At 71.7% G+C, this 18012-nt stretch carries 22 protein-coding genes; 1 reads left to right on the forward strand and 21 read right to left on the reverse strand.

What is annotated here, in order from left to right:
• Positions 1 to 2: 2 nt before the first annotated feature.
• Complete coding sequence (locus tag ACXJKF_RS06575) at positions 3 to 464, forward strand: nitroreductase/quinone reductase family protein (protein WP_456786930.1); 462 nt, start codon at positions 3 to 5, stop codon at positions 462 to 464.
• On the opposite strand, the gene nagA is transcribed toward ACXJKF_RS06575, so the two are convergent.
• From nagA to ACXJKF_RS06680, 21 genes are all read right to left on the reverse strand, one after another.
• Positions 461 to 1663, reverse strand: a complete 1203-nt coding sequence (gene nagA / locus ACXJKF_RS06580) for an N-acetylglucosamine-6-phosphate deacetylase (RefSeq protein ID WP_456786931.1) — start codon at positions 1661 to 1663, stop codon at positions 461 to 463. The two genes, ACXJKF_RS06575 and nagA, sit on opposite strands and share 4 nt — an antisense overlap.
• A complete protein-coding gene (locus ACXJKF_RS06585; protein ID WP_456786932.1) occupies positions 1642 to 2118 on the reverse strand; it encodes a hypothetical protein in 477 nt (158 codons plus the stop codon). Before ACXJKF_RS06585 ends, nagA begins: the two co-directional genes overlap by 22 nt.
• A complete protein-coding gene (locus tag ACXJKF_RS06590) occupies positions 2115 to 3449 on the reverse strand; it encodes a YndJ family transporter (protein ID WP_456786933.1) in 1335 nt (444 codons plus the stop codon). Before ACXJKF_RS06590 ends, ACXJKF_RS06585 begins: the two co-directional genes overlap by 4 nt.
• A 46-nt stretch (positions 3450 to 3495) precedes the next feature.
• A complete protein-coding gene (locus ACXJKF_RS06595; RefSeq protein WP_456786934.1) occupies positions 3496 to 4143 on the reverse strand; it encodes a TetR family transcriptional regulator in 648 nt (215 codons plus the stop codon).
• 60 nt (positions 4144 to 4203) lie between these two features.
• On the reverse strand, positions 4204 to 4899 hold the full coding sequence (gene nucS / locus ACXJKF_RS06600) for an endonuclease NucS (protein ID WP_456786935.1): 696 nt from the start codon (positions 4897 to 4899) through the stop codon (positions 4204 to 4206).
• 36 nt (positions 4900 to 4935) lie between these two features.
• On the reverse strand, positions 4936 to 5343 hold the full coding sequence (locus ACXJKF_RS06605) for a DUF2550 family protein (protein WP_456786936.1): 408 nt from the start codon (positions 5341 to 5343) through the stop codon (positions 4936 to 4938).
• Positions 5344 to 5356: 13 nt separating this feature from the next.
• Entirely contained in the window at positions 5357 to 5650 is a 294-nt protein-coding gene (locus ACXJKF_RS06610) for a F0F1 ATP synthase subunit epsilon (RefSeq protein ID WP_456786937.1), read from the reverse strand.
• Between the two features lie 84 nt (positions 5651 to 5734).
• The gene (atpD, locus tag ACXJKF_RS06615; RefSeq protein ID WP_456786938.1) at positions 5735 to 7222 is read right to left on the reverse strand and encodes a F0F1 ATP synthase subunit beta; all 1488 of its coding nucleotides are present in this window, start codon (positions 7220 to 7222) and stop codon (positions 5735 to 5737) included.
• Between the two features lie 35 nt (positions 7223 to 7257).
• Positions 7258 to 8151 (reverse strand): F0F1 ATP synthase subunit gamma, encoded by an 894-nt coding sequence (locus tag ACXJKF_RS06620; RefSeq protein WP_456786939.1) that lies wholly within the window; start codon positions 8149 to 8151, stop codon positions 7258 to 7260.
• A 1-nt stretch (position 8152) separates the two neighbouring features.
• Positions 8153 to 9781 (reverse strand): F0F1 ATP synthase subunit alpha, encoded by a 1629-nt coding sequence (atpA, locus tag ACXJKF_RS06625; RefSeq protein ID WP_456786940.1) that lies wholly within the window; start codon positions 9779 to 9781, stop codon positions 8153 to 8155.
• An 81-nt stretch (positions 9782 to 9862) separates the two neighbouring features.
• Complete coding sequence (locus ACXJKF_RS06630) at positions 9863 to 10675, reverse strand: F0F1 ATP synthase subunit delta (protein WP_456786941.1); 813 nt, start codon at positions 10673 to 10675, stop codon at positions 9863 to 9865.
• A complete protein-coding gene (locus tag ACXJKF_RS06635; RefSeq protein WP_307488751.1) occupies positions 10675 to 11220 on the reverse strand; it encodes a F0F1 ATP synthase subunit B in 546 nt (181 codons plus the stop codon). Before ACXJKF_RS06635 ends, ACXJKF_RS06630 begins: the two co-directional genes overlap by 1 nt.
• Positions 11221 to 11258: 38 nt before the next feature.
• The gene (atpE, locus tag ACXJKF_RS06640; protein WP_055918092.1) at positions 11259 to 11465 is read right to left on the reverse strand and encodes an ATP synthase F0 subunit C; all 207 of its coding nucleotides are present in this window, start codon (positions 11463 to 11465) and stop codon (positions 11259 to 11261) included.
• Positions 11466 to 11553: 88 nt separating this feature from the next.
• The gene (gene atpB / locus ACXJKF_RS06645) at positions 11554 to 12372 is read right to left on the reverse strand and encodes a F0F1 ATP synthase subunit A (RefSeq protein WP_456787034.1); all 819 of its coding nucleotides are present in this window, start codon (positions 12370 to 12372) and stop codon (positions 11554 to 11556) included.
• Positions 12373 to 12518: 146 nt separating this feature from the next.
• Positions 12519 to 12950, reverse strand: a complete 432-nt coding sequence (locus ACXJKF_RS06650) for a hypothetical protein (RefSeq protein WP_456786942.1) — start codon at positions 12948 to 12950, stop codon at positions 12519 to 12521.
• Positions 12947 to 14071: a glycosyltransferase family 4 protein gene (locus ACXJKF_RS06655; protein ID WP_456786943.1), complete on the reverse strand. Its 1125-nt coding sequence runs from the start codon at positions 14069 to 14071 to the stop codon at positions 12947 to 12949. Before ACXJKF_RS06655 ends, ACXJKF_RS06650 begins: the two co-directional genes overlap by 4 nt.
• A complete protein-coding gene (locus ACXJKF_RS06660) occupies positions 14068 to 14718 on the reverse strand; it encodes an L-threonylcarbamoyladenylate synthase (protein WP_456786944.1) in 651 nt (216 codons plus the stop codon). The genes ACXJKF_RS06655 and ACXJKF_RS06660 overlap by 4 nt, the downstream gene beginning before the upstream one ends.
• Positions 14715 to 15602 carry a peptide chain release factor N(5)-glutamine methyltransferase gene (gene prmC / locus ACXJKF_RS06665; protein WP_456786945.1) on the reverse strand — a complete coding sequence of 296 codons (888 nt, stop codon included), beginning with the start codon at positions 15600 to 15602 and terminating at the stop codon, positions 14715 to 14717. Before prmC ends, ACXJKF_RS06660 begins: the two co-directional genes overlap by 4 nt.
• On the reverse strand, positions 15599 to 16687 hold the full coding sequence (gene prfA, locus ACXJKF_RS06670; RefSeq protein WP_456786946.1) for a peptide chain release factor 1: 1089 nt from the start codon (positions 16685 to 16687) through the stop codon (positions 15599 to 15601). The genes prmC and prfA overlap by 4 nt, the downstream gene beginning before the upstream one ends.
• A gap of 114 nt (positions 16688 to 16801) precedes the next feature.
• Positions 16802 to 17017, reverse strand: coding sequence for a 50S ribosomal protein L31 (rpmE, locus tag ACXJKF_RS06675; RefSeq protein WP_055918063.1), 216 nt, complete (start codon positions 17015 to 17017; stop codon positions 16802 to 16804).
• A gap of 124 nt (positions 17018 to 17141) precedes the next feature.
• Positions 17142 to 17996 carry a polyphosphate kinase 2 family protein gene (locus tag ACXJKF_RS06680; protein ID WP_456786947.1) on the reverse strand — a complete coding sequence of 285 codons (855 nt, stop codon included), beginning with the start codon at positions 17994 to 17996 and terminating at the stop codon, positions 17142 to 17144.
• Between the last annotated feature and the right edge of the window lie 16 nt (positions 17997 to 18012).

Consider the following 18012-nt stretch of genomic DNA (forward strand, 5'->3'; position numbering starts at 1 on the left):
CGATGACGACCCCCGCGCCGGCACTCCCCCCGAAGTGGTTCATCCGGGTGGCGTGGCGCGTGCACCGCGGTCTCTACCGCATCAGCGGCGGCCGGTTCCTCTGGGCTCCGTCGAACAAGCGCGGCTACGGCGCCCTGCGCCTGACCACGACCGGGCGGACGTCCGGGCAGGAGCGAAGCGTCATCCTCGGCTACCTGGAAGACGGCACCGAGGGCGTCCTGGTCACGCTCGCGATGAACGGCTGGATCGAAGGACACCCTGCGTGGTGGCTCAACCTCCAGGCGCAGCCCGAGGCGGTCGTCCGTCTCGACGGCGAGGAGCCCCGGCCGGTCCGTGCCCGCGCTGCCGAGGGCGCGGAGCGTGACCGGCTGTGGGCGGTCTGGACCGCGATCAACCCGAAGCTCGACGCCTACGCCGCGACGCGGACGACCGTGACTCCGGTGGTCGTGCTCGAGCCCCGCTAGACCCAGGCGCCCCCGCGCAGCACGCGCAGCGGCGCCAGGTCGGCGTCGGTGACGACGAGGTCCGCGCGTCGGCCCGCGGCGAGCGCGCCGAGGTCACGACGTCCCAGCACGTCGGCCGGCACCGTGGCCGCGGCGAGCACGGCGTCCTCGAGCGGGATCCCGGCAGCGACGACGTTCCGCACCACGTCGAGCAGGTGCGCCACCCCGCCGGCGATCGCGCCGGTCTCGTCGGCGATCCGCGCCACCCCGTCCGCCACGCGCACCGCCATCGGGCCTAGGCGGTACTCGCCGTCGGGCATCCCGGCGGCCGCCATCGCATCCGTGACCAGAGCGATCGAGCCGGCACCGACCAGGTCGAACACCGACCGGACCGTCCCGTCGGCCAGGTGCGTGCCGTCCGCCACGAGCTCGACCACCAGCTCCCCGCGCGCGGCGGCGGCGAGGCACGCGGCGATCGGGCCCGGGTCGCGGTGGTGCAGCGGCCGCATGCCGTTGAAGAGGTGCGTCGCGGTCAGCCGGCCGTTGGACCGGGACGCCAGCAGGTCGAACCCGCGGTCCACGGCCTCGTCGACCTGCTCCGCCGTCGCGTCGGTGTGCCCGACGGACGGCACCGCGCCGACGTCGACCAGGGCCGCGACGACCTCGTCGGCCCGCGGGACCTCCGGCGCCACCGTCATGGTGACCAGGTGCCCGTGCGCCGCCTCCGCGAGGCTGCGGACCAGCTCCGGGTCGCCGTCGAGCATGTCGGCCGGGTTCTGCGCGCCGCACCGGTGCGCCGACAGGAACGGTCCCTCCAGGTGGATGCCGACGATCTCCCCCGCGTCCGCCAGCCCCGCGAGCACGGCGGTCCGGGCGAGCAGGACCTCCGGCGGGGCCGTGACCAGGGACGCGACCAGGCTCGTGGTGCCGTGCCGACGGTGCTCGTCGACGGCGCGCTGGGCGTCGGCGGCGTCGACCGCGTCCGGGAAGCTCGCACCGCCGCCCCCGTGGCAGTGCAGGTCGACCAGGCCCGGCAGGATCGTGGTGCCGCTCTGCTCGGGCGCGGCCCAGCCCCGCGGCAGGCGGTCCGCCGGACCGACCCAGACGATCGTGTCGCCGTCGACGACCACGACCCCGTCGTCGAGCACCCCGCGGGGGGTGACGATCCGACCGCGCAGGACAAGAGGGGTGTCGGTGCTCACGGGCCAATCCTTCCCCATGGCAGGGCCGCTCCCTGCTCCTCGCTCCACCGTTGCCGACCGGCGCGCACCCGCCCGGTCCACCAGCGGGCGCCACCGGCTCCGACGACACCCTCGGCTGCGGCGACGATCCAGGCCCACGCGGGCATGCCGAGCAGGCCCCACCACGCGCAGAGGGCGGGCGACAGGATCCCGCCGACCAGGGCGAACACCAGGACGTGGACCCGCTCCTTCGGGACGCCGGCCAGCAGGTGCGCCGTCAGCAGGCCCGCCGGGAACCCGACCAGCGCGACCGGGAAGGCCGCCACCAGGAGCACGTACGGCAGGTACGCCAGGATGTGCGTCGCGGTCTCGGTGTCCCCGGAGACCGCGAGCAGGACCAGCAGGGCGAGCGGGTTGACGGCCACGAGCACCACCAGACAGCGCAGGCACAGCGCGGCGATCGCGCCCGCACCCCGGACGTCCGACGCGCTCACGACACCGCCCCGAGGTGCCGCACGGCGGTCATCCGACGAGCGCCCCGCGCGAGCACCCGCAGGTAGAGGTGCTGACCGGCCACCGTCAACGGGCCGGCCAGCCGCACCCACCACCGGTCCGGCACGGAGAAGGCGGTCACGACGAACCACAGGTCCCCCGCGGCATCGCGCTCGATGGCGAACGCCTCCTCGCCACGGAACGGATGGCCCGGCAACGTGCCGTAGCCGAAGCCGACGCGGTCCGCGGTGCGCTCGGCCCAGACCACCTCGCACGGGACCGACAGGTGCACCGGACCGGCCCCGGGACGACTCAGGACCCGCAGCCCCGGGACCGCCTCCGGACCGTCGGGGAACACCTCGACGAGGGCCGCCTCGTGCACCTGCCAGCGCAGCAGCGCGTCGCCGACCGCTCCCAGGTCGAGCGCCGTCGCGCCCGGCATCAGCAGGTGCCGCACGTGCAGGTGCCGGTAGCCGTCCGGGAGCGGACCTGCCTGCGTGGCACCGACCTCGGTGTACGTCAGCCCGGACGGCTCGGTGGGCCTCGGCAGGAGCCGCAGGCCGAGCAGCGTGCACAGGACGAAGCCGAGGGCGTTCGCGACACCGTGCGTCGCGGCCATCCACGACAGGCTCGGGTGCGCGAGCCCCGTCGCCTCGCCGACCGCCCACCAGAGCGCGAGGAGCATCGACACGACGATCGTCACCGCACCCACCCGCAGGAGCGCACGCGCCGCACGCGATCCGACGAGCCCCACCGTCGCCGCCGCGGCGCACCAGAGCCCGACCGTCAGGACCACCGCGCCCACCAGCTCGGCGGCGTCCGAGACGAAGTAGCCGACCAGCACGAGGAGCACGCCGGCGGGGGCGGCCGTCGCCGCGACCCGGGTCGGGACGGTGCTCGCTGCGTGGGCGACGAGTCCGACCACCAGGCACGCACCGAATCCCGCGAAGAGCATGTGCGGAACCGTGAGCGCCAGGTAGTCCCCGTCGAACCCGAGCAGCCCCCACCCGGCGCGCTCCGCGACCAGCGCGACCGCGCCCACCAGCGGCGTCGCCAGCGCGACCGCCGTGGAGAACGACCGGACGCGCAGCGCGCACGCGGCCAGGACGACGCCGGCCAGCGCGAACGGCACCGCGAGCAGCGCGGCGAACGCGCCCGCCGGGAGCCACACGCTCACCGCCGCGAGCACCCCGACCGTCGGCCACACCAGCGACCGCGACCGCGGCACGGCCCGGTCACCGAGCAGCCGCAACCCGAGCGGGAGGACGACGACGGTGCCCAGCCCCACGACCACCCGCACGACGTCGGCAGCGACCGGCGACAGCCCGCTCATGACCGCAACGCCGGCAGGTCGTGCGCGGCGGCCGGGTGCGGCCCGCTCATGCCTTGACCGCCCGGACCAGTGCCAGCACGTCCTCGGACGCACCGCGCAGCACGGGCAGCCGCGACAGCTTGACCAGCCGGCCGATCAGCGGCGTGATCCCCTCGACCAGGGTCCGCGTCCGCCGCTGGCCCGGTGAGCTGTCGTAGACCCAGAAGAGCGTGACCCCGAGCTGCGCCAGCCACAGGAGCTCGGGCAGCTCCTCGCGCAGGCCGGTCGGGACGGCGGGCGACGCACCCTCGACCAGCTCGCGGAAGACAGCCTGGCTCAGGTCACGCGACTCGCTCGACTCGGCCGAGAAGGGGCTCGCGGCCGATCCCGGCCTGATGGCGACCGTCACGAACTCGGCGCCGAACGCGTGGTACTCCGCGAACGCGTCGACCGCAGCCAGCATCACTCCGCGCAGGCGCGCCGTCAGGTCTCCGCCCTGCGCGAGGACCACGCGGGCGGCCGCCGCCTGCTCCCGCGTCACGTCGAGGTACAGCTCCTGGACCAGGTGGTCCTTCGATGCGAAGTGGTAGTACGCGTTCCCTGTGGCGACCCCCGCCTCCTGCGCGATCGCCCGCATCGTCGTCGCCGCGTAGCCGCGCTCGCGGAACAACCGGAGGGCCGTGGACCGGACGAGGGCCTTGGTGTCGTCGCTCATGCACCTAGTTGAACACGTTCAACTGAACACGTTCAAGAGCCACGCGGTGTGAGGTGGGTCCTAGAAGAGGCGGGTGCTGCTGTCGTCCACGCCGCGCATCGTGTCGTAGTCGAGCACGAGGCAGCCGATCCCCCGGTCCGTGGCCAGCACACGGGCTTGGGGCTTGATCTCCTGCGCGGCGAACACGCCGCGGACCGGCGCCAGGTGCGGGTCCCGGTTGAGCAGCTCCAGGTAGCGCGTCAGCTGCTCGACGCCGTCGATGTCGCCGCGCCGCTTGATCTCGACGGCGACGGTGCCGCCCGCCGGGTCCTTCGCCAGGATGTCCACCGGGCCGATGGCCGTCGGGTACTCGCGACGCACCAGCGTGTGCCCGGTGCCCAGCAGCAGGATCTGCGCCGCCAGTAGCTCCTGCAGGTGCGCCTCGACGCCGTCCTTGACCAGCCCGGGGTCCACCCCCAGCTCGTGCGCGGAGTCGTGCAGCACCTCGAACAGGTCGATCTCCAGGCGGTCGTCCGACTTCTGGTGCTGGACGGTCCACACCGCCGTGACGCCGGCCACCAGGGCCTCCGCGGACGGCTCCGACACCGCGAGCGTGCACGGCGGGCTCATCCAGTTCAGCGGCTTGTACGAACCCCCGTCGGAGTGCAGGAGCACGCTGCCGTCGGCCTTGACGACGAGCAGGCGCGTGGCCCGGGGCAGGTGCGCGTTGAGCCGACCGCTGTAGCGAGCCGAGCAGGACGCCACGACGAGGCGCATGAGCTCTCTTCCCGAGGAGTCAGGGTGACCGAGGAGTCAGATGACCGAGCCGACGCGCGACGGCGTCGCCTCGATCCACGACGTGAGGCCGGCGTACGCCTCGGCACTCATCAGCAGATGGACGGGTTCGGTCTCGGAGCCCGGCCGGCAGGTCACGACGACCTGGCCCGCGTGCCAGTCGGTGCGGGTCAGGACGACGAGGCCCACCCGCTGCCAGCGCGTGTGCGGCCGGGCGCGCAACGACCGGTAGCGCCACCAGTAGAGCCGGTCGGTGCCGTACTGCGCGACACCCGAGGACCACGGGCCGTGGGCGGTCCGCCCCAGCGCACAGTGGAACGAACCGACCCGACGGTTCAGCGTGTGCACCCGGGAGAACCACAGGGCGACGACGGCGAGCAGCACCACGACGATCACACTCAGGAGTGCGACGACGTGTCCGCTCACCGTCTCGGCGCCCTCAGTGCGAGGCGGGCGACGTCGCGGGGCGAGCGCCCTCGATGACGTTGTCGGCGACGATGGTCAGGTGGTTCGAGTCGAAGGACAGGAACCCGCCCTCGACCTGCCAGCGCTTCGGCTCGCCGCCCCCGACGGGGAACACGCGGACCTCGCCGGGCTGGAGCACGGACAGCACGGGCTCGTGACCGGCCAGGATGCCGATCTCACCCTCCCCGGCCTTGGCCGAGACCATGCGGGCGGTGCCGGACCAGAGCTTGCCGGCGGTGGCGACGAGCTCGACCTCGATGTCAGCCACGAGACCCTCCTTCGATGATGTGCGGGACTAGCTCGAGAAGGCCAGCGCGCGGGGCGTGATCACTCACGCCCCGCGCGTCGGTTCTCAGACGCCGTAGTCCTTCTGGATGCGGGCCCAGTTGCGCTCGAGGTCCTCGAGGCCACCGATGTTGAAGAAGGCCTGCTCGGAGATGTGGTCGAACTCGCCGTCGGCGATCTTGCCGAAGGCCTCGACCGTCTCCGTGAGCGGGACCGTCGAGCCGACGACACCGGTGAACTTCTCGGCCATGTACGTGTTCTGCGAGAGGAACTGCTGGATGCGACGGGCGCGTGCGACGACCGTCTTGTCCTCCTCCGACAGCTCGTCGACACCGAGGATCGCGATGATGTCCTGGAGCTCCTTGTTGCGCTGCAGGATCGACTTCACGCGCGTCGCGGCGTCGTAGTGCGCCTGGCCGACGTAGCGGGGGTCGAGGATGCGGCTGGTCGACGTCAGCGGGTCCACGGCGGGGTACAGACCGCGCGACGCGATCTCACGCGAGAGCGCCGTCGTCGCGTCGAGGTGCGCGAACGTCGTGGCCGGGGCCGGGTCGGTGTAGTCGTCGGCGGGCACGTAGATCGCCTGCAGCGAGGTGATCGAGTGACCACGCGTCGAGGTGATGCGCTCCTGGAGGAGGCCCATCTCGTCGGCGAGGTTCGGCTGGTAGCCGACCGCGGACGGCATGCGGCCGAGCAGCGTCGAGACCTCGGAACCGGCCTGCGTGAACCGGAAGATGTTGTCGATGAAGAGCAGCACGTCCTGCTTCTGCACGTCGCGGAAGTACTCCGCCATCGTCAGGGCCGACAGGGCGACGCGCAGACGTGTGCCCGGCGGCTCGTCCATCTGGCCGAAGACGAGCGCCGTCTTGTCGAAGACGCCGGCCTCCTCCATCTCGACGATGAGGTCGTTGCCCTCACGGGTGCGCTCGCCGACACCGGCGAACACCGACACACCACCGTGGTTGAGCGCGACGCGCTGGATCATCTCCTGGATGAGGACCGTCTTGCCGACGCCCGCACCACCGAAGAGGCCGATCTTCCCGCCGAGCACGTACGGCGTCAGCAGGTCGATGACCTTGATGCCGGTCTCGAACATCTCGGTCTTGCTCTCGAGCTGGTCGAAGGCCGGGGGCTTGCGGTGGATGGGCCAGCGCTCGGTGATCTCGAGCTTCTCGCCCTCCGCCAGGTTCAGCACCTCGCCGATGACGTTGAAGACGTGGCCCTTGGTGATGTCGCCGACGGGCACGCTGATCGCCTCGCCGGTGTCGCGCACGAGCGCGCCGCGGACCAGGCCGTCGGTCGGCTTCAGCGCGATGGCGCGGATGAGCGAGTCGCCGAGGTGCTGGGCGACCTCGAGCGTCATCGTCGTGACGCCCTCGGCCTCGCCCTCGCCCTGCGTCGACAGGTCGATGTCGACCTGGAGCGCGTTGTAGATCTCGGGGATCTGGTCCGACGGGAACTCGATGTCGACGACGGGGCCGATGACCCGCGCGACCCGACCCACGCCAGGACCGGACGCGTGCTCGACGGCAGCTTCGGTAGTGGTAGCAGTCATGGTGTTTCTCCGGTTCGTCTGTGGGGACGTAGTCGTCAGGAGGCGAGCGCGTCGGCGCCCGACACGATCTCGCTGATCTCTTGGGTGATCTCGGCCTGGCGGGCCTGGTTGGCGAGCCGGGTGTACATGCGCACCAGGTCCTCGGCGTTCTCGGTCGCGGTGTGCATCGCGCGCTGCCGGGCAGCGAGCTCGGAGGCCGCCGCCTGCAGGAGGCAGGTGTAGATGCGGCTGCGCACGTACATCGGCAGCAGCGCGTCGAGCACGGCCTCCGGGGACGGCTCGAACTCGTACAGCGGCGGGATCTCGTTCTCGTCGCGCGCCTCGACGCCCTCGACGATCTCGAGCGGCAGCAGCCGGATGACCCGCGGGGACTGCGACACCATGTTCCGGAAGTGCGTGAACACGACGTGCAGCTCCGCGACGCCGCCCTCGTCGACCGGCGCCTCGAACGCCGCGAGCAGCGTCTCGGCGATGTCGGCGGCCGTCTCGACGGACGGGGCGTCCGAGTTGCCCGACCACTGCTGCGCCAGCTCACGACCACGGAACGTGTAGTACGAGATGGCACGGCGGCCGACGGCGTAGACGATCGGCTCGAAGCCCTGCTCGGTGAGGCGACCGATGAGGCGCTCGGCCTCACGGATCGCGCTCGCCGAGTAGGCACCGGCCATGCCGCGGTCCGACGTGACGACCAGGACCGCGACCCGCTTGGTGTCCGTCCGCTCCGTGACGAGCGGGTGGGTCACGTTCGAGTGCGTGGCCACGGCCGACACCGCACGGGTCAGCGCGCGGGAGTACGGCGTCGCCGCCGTCACCCGGTCGCGTGCCTTGCCGATGCGCGAGGCGGCGATGAGCTCCATCGCACGGAAGATCTTCTTCAGCGACTCTGTCGACCGGATCCGCTGCCGGTAGACGCGCTGCTGACCTGCCACGTCAGCCCTTCTTCTGCCGGACGATCTGCTCCTGCTCGATCTCGACCTCGGCGCCGTCGTCGGACGAGCCGACCAGCGTCGTGCCGTCGCCGATCAGGAAGCCGTTCCGGAACTCGTCGATCGCTGCGCCGAGGGCCGCCTCCGTGTCGTCGTCGAGCTTGCCGGTCGACGCGATCGTCGAGAGCACCTCGGTGTTGCGGCGCAGGTGGTCGAGCAGCTCGGACTCGAACCGGCGCACGTCGGCGATCGGGACGTCGTCCAGCTTGCCCTTGGTGCCGGCCCAGATGGACGCGACCTGGTCCTCGACCGGGTACGGCGTGTACTGCGCCTGCTTGAGCAGCTCCATGAGGCGGGCGCCACGGGTCAGCTGGGCGCGCGAGGCGGCGTCGAGGTCGGACGCGAACATCGCGAACGCCTCGAGCGACCGGAACTGCGCGAGGTCCAGCTTCAGCGTGCCGGAGACCGACTTCATCGCCTTGACCTGCGCGGCACCACCGACGCGGGACACCGAGATGCCGACGTCGACGGCCGGGCGCTGGTCCGCGTTGAACAGGTCGGACTGCAGGAAGATCTGGCCGTCCGTGATGGAGATGACGTTGGTCGGGATGTACGCCGACACGTCGTTGGCCTTGGTCTCGATGACCGGCAGACCCGTCATCGAGCCGCCGCCCAGCTCGTCCGAGAGCTTGGCACAACGCTCGAGCAGACGGGAGTGCAGGTAGAACACGTCACCGGGGTACGCCTCGCGGCCCGGCGGGCGACGCAGCAGCAGCGACACGGCACGGTAGGCCTCGGCCTGCTTCGACAGGTCGTCGAACACGATGAGGACGTGCTTGCCCTGGTACATCCAGTGCTGGCCGATGGCCGAGCCGGTGTAGGGCGCGAGGTACTTGAAGCCGGCCGGGTCGGACGCGGGGGCCGCGACGATGGTCGTGTACTCGAGCGCGCCGGCCTCCTCCAGGGCGCCGCGGATGGCGGCGATGGTGGAGCCCTTCTGACCGATGGCGACGTAGATGCAGCGGACCTGCTTGGACTCGTCGCCCGACTCCCAGTTGGCCTTCTGGTTGATGATCGTGTCGATCGCGATCGCCGTCTTGCCCGTCTGGCGGTCGCCGATGATCAGCTGACGCTGGCCACGGCCGATCGGGATCATCGCGTCGATGGCCTTGAGGCCGGTCTGCAGGGGCTCGTGCACGCTCTTGCGGGCCATGACGCCGGGGGCCTGCAGCTCGAGGGCGCGGCGGCCCTCGGTCGCGAGCTCGCCCAGACCGTCGATGGGCTGGCCCAGCGGGTCGACGACGCGGCCGAGGTAGCCGTCACCGATCGGGACGGAGAGCACCTCGCCCGTGCGGCGGACCTCCTGGCCCTCCTCGATGCCCGTGAACTCGCCCAGCACGACGACGCCGATCTCGCGGACGTCGAGGTTGAGCGCGAGGCCGAGCGTGCCGTCCTCGAACCGCAGCAGCTCGTTCGCCATCGCGCCCGGGAGGCCCTCGACCTGCGCGATGCCGTCGGCCGTCAGGGTCACGCGGCCGACCTCTTCGGAGACCACGCCCGTCGGCTCGTAGGACTTCACGAAGCTGTCCAGCGCGGCCCGGATCTCGTCCGGCCGGATCGTCAGCTCAGCCATTGCTCTTCTCCTGTCGTGACCGCCGGTCGGGCGGTCGTACGTTCGTGCACGTCGTTCAAGGGACCGGCCGGGGGCCGATTCTCAGCTGGCAAGTCGTCGTCGTGCGTCGGCGAGCCTGGCGAGCACGGTCGAGTCGACCACGTCCGCGCCCACCTGGATGCGCAGTCCCCCGAGGATCGCGGGGTCCACCGTCACGTTGAGCTGCAGGTCCTGCCCGTACTCCTGCTGCAGGAGGGCGCCGAGGCGGTCCAGCTGCGCCTGCGAGAGCTCGCTGCCGGACGTCACGGACGCCACGAGGCGCTCGCGCCGCGCCGCGGCGAGCTCGCCCACGAGGCCGAGGGTCGCGACGAAGCGACGACCGCGCGGGGACGCGGCCGCACGCCGTGCCACCGCGAGGGTCGCGTCGGTGACCTTGCCGCGCAGCAGGTTCTCCGCGAGGTCGGCGCGCTTGTCGCCGGGGACCCGCGGGTCGAACAGCGCCTGGCGCACCTCACGCTGGCCGACGAGCGACCGCGTGATGCGGAACAGCTCGTCCTCGACGCGCTCGAGCTCCTTGCCGGCCTGCGCCGACGCGAGCACGGCGTCGAAGCCCAGGCGCTCGACGGCCTCGATGAGGTCCTCGGCGGACGACCAGCGCGACTTCACGAGGTCCGACACCGCGTCGACGACCCGGGCGTCGAGCCGGCCGAGCACGCTCGACACCAGCCCTGCCTTGGCGTCGCCGTCGATGGCGGGATCCGACAGGGTCCGCCGCAGCGAGCCCGAGGAGTCCAAGGCGTCGACGACGGCGAACAGCTGCTCGCCGAGCGTGATCCCCTGCGCACCCGCCGCGGACAGCACCGGCTCGAACCGGTGCTGTGCCGCGCCGAGCGACGCCAGACTCGTGCCGCGCATCAGTTCTCCTTGCCGGCGCTCGTGGTAGCAGATGCCTCGAGCTCCGCGAGGAAGCGGTCGACGACCCGCGACTGGCGGGCGGTGTCCTCGAGGGACTCGCCGACGATCTTCGAGGCGAGCTCGGTGGCGAGCGCACCCACGTCGTTGCGCAGCGAGACCGCCGCCTGCTGACGCTCGGCCTCGATCTGGCGCTGGGCCGTCTCGACCGTGCGCGCAGCCTCGGCTGCCGCCTTCGCCTTGAGCTCGGTGACGATGGCACCACCCTCGGCGCGGGCGGCCTCCTTGATGCGGGCTGCCTCCGTGCGCGCGTCGGCGAGCTGCTGCTCGTACTCGGCGCGCAGCTCGGCTGCCTCGGCCTGGGCGGCCTCGGCGTGCTGCAGCCCACCTTCGATCTTCTCCGCGCGCTCGTCGAGGACGGCCTGGAACTTCGGCAGGGCGTACTTGATGAACACGACGGCGATGATCACCACGATCACCAACGACCAGACGATGTCGTAGGTGTGCGGGAGGAGGGGGTTGACCTCCTCGACTTCCTCAGCAGCCACCACCGCGCTGTGCGCGGCAGCGACGAGCGGCGCGGTGATCACAGGAAGAACGGGGTGGCGATGGCCAGGAGGGCGAGGATCTCGATGAAGGCCAGGCCGACGAACATGGTCGAGCGCAGCTGGCCGGCCATCTCGGGCTGGCGCGCCATGCCCTCGATCGTCTTGCCGAACAGGATGCCGAGACCGATGCCGGGGCCGATGGCCGCGAGACCGTATCCGACGAGAGCGAGTCCGGTGATTTCCACGGGGTGGTTCCTTTCATCTGCGCGCCGCGCGGCGCGTCCGGTCAGGGGCGACGGTCCGGGGATCAGCCCGTCGCGGTGAGGCTGTCGATCAGTGCTCTTCGGAGATCGACATCTGCAGGTAGACGGCGGTCAGGATCGAGAACACGTACGCCTGCAGGGCGGCCACGAAGACCTCGAGCAGGAAGAAGGCGAAGCCGGCGACGAACGTCACGGCGCCGAACGCCTTGACCGCGCCGGACGCCTCGAAGAACAGGAACGAGGTCGCCGCGAAGCACAGGGCCAGCAGCAGGTGTCCGGCCATCATGTTGGCCAGGAGCCGGATGACCAGCGTGGCGGGCCGCAGCAGGAAGACCTGCAGGAACTCGACCGGCGTCAGCAGGATGTAGATGGGCCACGGCACGCCGGGCGGGAACAGGCTGTGCTTGAGGTACCCGCCGACGCCGAACTTCTTGACGCCCTGCCACAGGTACAGGAAGTACACCCACAGGGCGAAGATGATCGGCAGGCCGATCACGGACGTCCCCGCGATGTTCAGGAACGGGATCACACCCGTGATGTTGAAGAAGAAGACGGCGAAGAAGATCGTCGTGATGATCGGGACGTACTTCTTGCCGTCCTTCTCGCCGAGGATCTCGTACGCGATCGAGTTGCGGCAGAAGTCCAGGCCCATCTCGAGGACGCTCTGGAACCGGCCGGGCACGAGCTTGGCGCGGCGGGCCCCGATGATGAAGATCAGCATGAGTGCGATCACCGCGATGAACCGGACCAGGATGATCCGGTTGATCTCGAACGGCGTGCCCTCGAACCAGATGGCCGGCGGGAAGAAGTCGGCGAGCGAGGGCGGATGGAAGCTGCCGCCGCCGTCTTCTTCCGCGGCGAGCGGCAGGATCGTCGCAAGGCTGAACAGGGCGGTCTCCTGTGGTCGTGTGCGCCGAGTGCCGCATCAGTGCGGGCACGAGCACGGCGCCGGGCCGTCTTGGATGGCGAAAGCCTAACCTATGGAAGCCCTTGGTCTTGACCCCCGCAGAGGCCCCCGGGAGGCCTCAGGAGGCGCTACGCCTCGAAGTAGCCGACCCGCCCGCGCTGCACCGCACGAGCGTCCAGGACGGCCGACCCGATGACCCCGGCGATGGACACCAGGAACAGCACCTGCGGGTTGTAGAAGTCGAACTGCTTGAGGATCACCAGCACCACGATGACGACGATCAGCTTGCCCAGCCAGGCTCCCATGATCACCGCCATCATCGTGGTCGGGGCCGAGTGCGCCGTGCGCAGGACCGAGACCACGGTGGTCCCGGAGAAGATCAGCGCGATGCCCACGCCGAGCAGCGCACCCCAGACGCCGGCCATGCCGTCGACCAGGAAGCCGATGCCGACGCCGAGCACGGTGAGCACGCCGAGCAGCACGAGCATGTCCCGCAGCGACTGACGGAAGACGGCCTCATTGCCGGAAGCCGGGGTCGGCGTGTGTGCAGCGGTGGTCATCGGACGGCCTCCAGGGGCGGGGTGTCGGAGCGGCCGCGCAGCGGTCCGAGCGTCAGCAGGGTGGCGACGAGCACGGCGACGCCGAACGTGATGAGGACGACGGTGGTCTCCCACCGGACCAGGGCGGCCACCCCGAAGGCGAACACGGCGGTCCAGACGTACATGATCGCGACCGCGCGGCGGTGCGAGTGGCCCAGCTGCAGCATCCGGTGGTGCAGGTGCATGCGGTCCGGGTGGAACGGGGACTTGCCGGCGCCGACCCGGCGGACGATCGCGAGCCCCATGTCGAGCAGCGGGAGCAGCAGCACCGCGAAGGGCAGCAGCATCGGCAGGAAGGCGGGGAACCGCTGCCGCACGAGCGCCTGCTCGGGGTCGATCTGCCCCGTGACGACGATCGCCGCGGCGCTGAACACGAAGCCCAGCACCATCGCGCCCGAGTCGCCCATGAAGATGCGCGCCGGGTAGACGTTGTGCGGCAGGAAGCCGATGCACGCGCCGACCAGCACGGCGAGCACGAGGGCCGCGAGGTTGGCGTTGGCGTACGCGCCCGGGTTGGCGCCCGCGGTCAGCAGGTACGCGTACAGGAAGAACGCGGTCCCGCCGATGGCCAGAACGCCTGCCGCGAGGCCGTCGAGCCCGTCGACGAAGTTCACCGCGTTCATGGCGATGACGACCGTGAGCACCGTGAAGAACGCCCACATCCGGGTGGACCCGATGGTCTGCACGTCCCCGGTGGGGAGCTGGTAGAGCAGCACGCCCTGCCACGCGAGGAACCCGGCGGCCAGCACCTGGCCCATGAGCTTGGTGAGCCAGTCGAGGTCCCAGATGTCGTCGGCCACCCCCAGCGCGCACACGATCGCGGCGCCGCCGACGATGCCGATGAGCGGACGCGGGTTGGCGTAGACGTTCTCGAGGAACGGCAGCCGGCTGGTCATGAGGATCGCCACGAGGATCCCGCCGAACATCGCCATGCCGCCGAGCCGGGGGGTGGGGATCGCGTGCACGTCCCGGTCACGCACCGCCGTGATGGCGCCCCACCGCAGCGCGCACCAGCGGGCCAGCGGCGTCAGCAGGTACGCCACGGTGGCCGCGATGAGCAGTGCGAGCAGGTAGACCCTCACGCGGGGGGCCCTTCGACCGGGCTGACCTCGTTGAGCTGCTCGAGGCTGAGCGCCCCCGCGCGCACCAGCCGCAGCGTCGGTCCCGTGGCGTCGACGATGCTCGACGCGACCTGGCCCGGGGCGTCGCCGGCGTCCAGGTAGACCGCGACGGACTCACCGAGCTGGTCGAACGCGTCCTGCGCGGTCACGGCGGCCGGCGAGCCGGTCCGGTTCGCGCTGGAGACCGCGAGCGGACCCGTCCGGCGCAGCAGGGCGCGCGCGGTCTCGTGGTCCGGCACCCGCAGCGCGACGGTGCCGTGCGTCTCCCCCAGGTCCCACGCCAGCGACGGCTGCGCGCGGACGATGAGCGTGAGCCCACCGGGCCAGAACGCCTCCGCGAGGGCGCGCGCACCGGCGGGCACGTCGGTGGCCAGGCCGTCGAGCGTGCGCACGTCGCCGATCAGCACGGGCGGCGGCATCTGCCGGCCGCGGCCCTTGGCGTCCAGCAGCGCCTGCACCGCGGGTGGGGTGAACGCGTCCGCGGCGATGCCGTAGACGGTGTCCGTGGGGAGCACCACGAGTCCCCCACGGGACAGGACGTTGACCGCCTCGTCGAGCGCAGGGCCCCAGGTGGTGGGGTCGCTCGCGGGGGTGATCCGCTCGTTCACGGCGCCGAGTCTGTCACGTGTGGCTGGGTGGCTCGCCGGGCGACGAGCATCCGCGGCCGGCCGGTCAAGTCCGGCCGGGACTCGACGTCCACGAACGCGCCCGTGGCCAGGGCGGCGTCGCGTGCGGCCGCGTCCTGGACCTCGGCGTGCTCCATCACGAGCAGCCCGCCGGGCACGAGCAGGCGTGCGGCTGCGCGCAGCACCGCGCGGGGGACGTCCAGGCCGTCGAGCCCGCCGCCGTAGAGAGCCAGGTCGGGGTCGTGGTCGCGCACCTCGGGGTCCACCGGCTCGGCGTCGGGCGGGATGTAGGGCGGGTTGGCGACGAGGACGTCGACCGTGCCGTCGAGCTCGTGCATCAGACCCGGGTCGGCGACGTCGCCGTGCTCGACGCGCAGCTCGGCCTGGACGGCGACCGCGTTGCGCCGGGTCAGGTCGACGGCCTCCAGCGACAGGTCGACCGCGACCACCCGGGCGCCGGGGACCTCGGTGGCGACCGACAGCGCGATGCCGCCGGCGCCGCAGCAGAGGTCGACGACGAGCGGGTCGGTGAGCCGCGCGGCCTCCTCGATCGCCACCTGCGCGACGACCTCGGTCTCCGGGCGTGGGACGAACACGCCGGGCTCGACGAGGAGCGTCAGGTAGCGGAAGCCGGTCGACCCGACGAGGTGCTGCAGCGGTTCGCGGTTGCGTCGGCGCTCCACCAGGCCCGCGAACTGCTCGGCGAACCCGTCGGGCACCGGTGGGGCCAGGACCAGCTCGAGGCGCTCCTGCCCGAGCACGTGCGCGGCCAGCGCGGTGGCGTCGTGGCGCGGCGACTGCACGCCGGCGTCGGCGAGGATCCGCGAGGCGCCTTCGACGAGAGCGCGCAGGTCCGGCGCGGTCATGACTGGCCCGCCGACGCCAGCCGGGCAGCCTCGTCGGCATCGATCGCGGACTGCACGACCGGCGCGAGCTCACCACCGAGGACCGCGTCGAGGTTGTAGGCCTTGTAGCCGGTGCGGTGGTCGGCGATGCGGTTCTCCGGGAAGTTGTACGTCCGGATCCGCTCGGAGCGGTCGACCGTGCGGACCTGGGACCGACGGGCCTCGCTCGCCGCGGCGGCGGCCTCCTCCTGGCGTGCGGCCAGGATCCGGGCGCGCAGCACGCGCATGCCGGCCTCCCGGTTCTGCAGCTGCGACTTCTCGTTCTGCATCGACACGACGATGCCCGTGGGCAGGTGCGTGATGCGGACGGCCGAGTCGGTGGTGTTGACCGACTGCCCGCCCGGGCCGGAGGACCGGTAGACGTCGATGCGCAGGTCGTTGGCGTCGATCGCGACCTCTGCCTCGTCCTCGGCCTCGGGGAACACCAGGACCCCCGCGGCGGAGGTGTGGATGCGGCCCTGCGACTCGGTCACGGGCACCCGCTGGACTCGGTGGACGCCGCCCTCGTACTTCAGGTGCGCCCAGACGCCGTCCTCGGGAGCGACCGTGCCCCGAGCCTTGATGGCCAGCTGCGCGTCCTTGTAGCCGCCCAGGTCGGACTCCGTGGCGCCGAGCAGCTGCGTCGCCCAGCCCATCTTCTCGGCGTACCGCGTGTACATCCGCAGCAGGTCCGCGGCGAACAGCGCCGACTCCTCGCCGCCCTCCCCCGCCTTGACCTCGAGGATCACGTCGCGGGAGTCGTCCGGATCACGCGGGATGAGGACCTCGCGCAGCCGGGCCGCGGCCGCGTCGGCCGCCTGCCGCAGCGACGGCAGCTCGGCGGCGAAGCTCTCGTCGACCTCCGCCAGCTCCGCGGCGGCCTCGGCGTCGTCGGACGCGGCCTTCCACGCGGTGTAGGCCTGCGCCACCCGGCCGAGCTCGGCGTAGCGGCGGCCGAGCTTGCGGGCGTTCGCCGCGTCCGCGTGCACCGCCGGGTCCGCCAGCTGGGCCTCGATCTGCGCGTGCTCGGCGAGCAGCGGCTCGGCGGCGGCGAATGCCTCGCTCATGCGGGTGTCCTTCGGGTGGCTGGTGTGAGTCCGGCAACGACACAGCGCCGGTGCCCGCGCGGACACTGCCATGGAGGGCAGTGGTCCGCGCCGGGCACCGGCGCTGCGAGGGTGCTAGTTGCCGGCCTTCTTGCCGTAGCGCGCCTCGAACCGGGCCACGCGGCCGCCGGTGTCGAGAATCTTCTGCTTGCCCGTGTAGAACGGGTGGCAGGCGCTGCAGACGTCGGCGTGGATCTTGCCGGAGGTCACGGTCGAGCGCGTGACGAAGGTGCTGCCACAGGTGCAGGTGACCTCGGTCAGGACGTACTCGGGGTGGATGTCAGCCTTCACGAAAACTTCTCCTCGGGTGGATGTCTCCGGGTCCGGACGCGCGAGACGGCGCCGGTGAACCGCAGACCAGCGAACCATTGTGCCAGAACAGCGACGGGGCCCGAAATCATCCCGTGCACGACCGTCAGAACGGCTGCGCGTCCAGCCGGGCCGTCTCCGCCTCGACGTCGAAATCGGCCGGCGGCCAGCCCAGGTCCAGGCTCTCGACGGCCGCGAGCACGAGGGCGCCGACAGCCAGCCGGGCGTACCACTTGGAGTCGGCGGGGACGACGTGCCACGGCGCGTGCTCGGTGCTCGTCCGGTCCAGGACGGCCTGGTACGCCTCCTGGTACGCCGGCCACTTGGCGCGCTCGTCGACGTCCTTCGGGTTGAACTTCCAGTACTTGTCCGGGCGCTCGAGCCGCTCGCGCAGGCGGGCCTTCTGCTCCTCCTGGGAGACGTGCAGCATGACCTTGACCACGACCGTGCCGGAGTCGACGACCTCCTGCTCGAAGGCGTTGATCTCGTCGTACCGCGGCTCCCACACCTCTCGCGGCGCGAGCTCGTTGACCCGGACCACCAGGACGTCCTCGTAGTGCGAGCGGTCGAACACCCCGATGCGCCCGCCGGCGGGCAGCGCCTCGCGGATCCGCTGCAGGTAGTGCTGCGACCGCTCCTTCTGGGTCGGCACGCCGAACGAGTGCAGCTGCACGCCCTGCGGGTCGACCATGCCCAGGACGTGCCGGACGATCCCGCCCTTGCCGGCGGTGTCCATGCCCTGCAGCACCAGGAGCACCGCGCGCGAGCCGCCGGTCCGACCGTGCGCGTACAGGCGTTCCTGCACCTCGCTCAGCCGGTTGCCGTCCGCCTCCAGCTTGTTCTCCGCCGACGAGCGCCCGTGCTCCCAGCCAGGGTGCGACGCTGCGTCGACGGCCGAGAGGTCGAAGCCGGGGCCGACCCGCAGGGCCTCCCCCGGTGGCGTGCTCCACGACTTCGTCATCTCGGACCTTCCGGCT

It is taken from the genome of Cellulomonas sp. P5_C5, assembly GCF_054049655.1.

What these genes read in the sequence shown, in the direction of transcription:
- ACXJKF_RS06575 (WP_456786930.1), top strand. Translation starts at nt 3, where the DNA reads ATGACGACCCCCGCGCCGGCACTCCCCCCGAAGTGGTTCATCCGGGTG.
- nagA (WP_456786931.1), bottom strand. Translation starts at nt 1,663, where the DNA reads ATGGGGAAGGATTGGCCCGTGAGCACCGACACCCCTCTTGTCCTGCGC.
- ACXJKF_RS06590 (WP_456786933.1), bottom strand. Translation starts at nt 3,449, where the DNA reads ATGAGCGGGCTGTCGCCGGTCGCTGCCGACGTCGTGCGGGTGGTCGTG.
- ACXJKF_RS06595 (WP_456786934.1), bottom strand. Translation starts at nt 4,143, where the DNA reads ATGAGCGACGACACCAAGGCCCTCGTCCGGTCCACGGCCCTCCGGTTG.
- nucS (WP_456786935.1), bottom strand. Translation starts at nt 4,899, where the DNA reads ATGCGCCTCGTCGTGGCGTCCTGCTCGGCTCGCTACAGCGGTCGGCTC.
- atpD (WP_456786938.1), bottom strand. Translation starts at nt 7,222, where the DNA reads ATGACTGCTACCACTACCGAAGCTGCCGTCGAGCACGCGTCCGGTCCT.
- atpA (WP_456786940.1), bottom strand. Translation starts at nt 9,781, where the DNA reads ATGGCTGAGCTGACGATCCGGCCGGACGAGATCCGGGCCGCGCTGGAC.
- ACXJKF_RS06630 (WP_456786941.1), bottom strand. Translation starts at nt 10,675, where the DNA reads ATGCGCGGCACGAGTCTGGCGTCGCTCGGCGCGGCACAGCACCGGTTC.
- ACXJKF_RS06650 (WP_456786942.1), bottom strand. Translation starts at nt 12,950, where the DNA reads ATGACCACCGCTGCACACACGCCGACCCCGGCTTCCGGCAATGAGGCC.
- prmC (WP_456786945.1), bottom strand. Translation starts at nt 15,602, where the DNA reads ATGACCGCGCCGGACCTGCGCGCTCTCGTCGAAGGCGCCTCGCGGATC.
- prfA (WP_456786946.1), bottom strand. Translation starts at nt 16,687, where the DNA reads ATGAGCGAGGCATTCGCCGCCGCCGAGCCGCTGCTCGCCGAGCACGCG.
- ACXJKF_RS06680 (WP_456786947.1), bottom strand. Translation starts at nt 17,996, where the DNA reads ATGACGAAGTCGTGGAGCACGCCACCGGGGGAGGCCCTGCGGGTCGGC.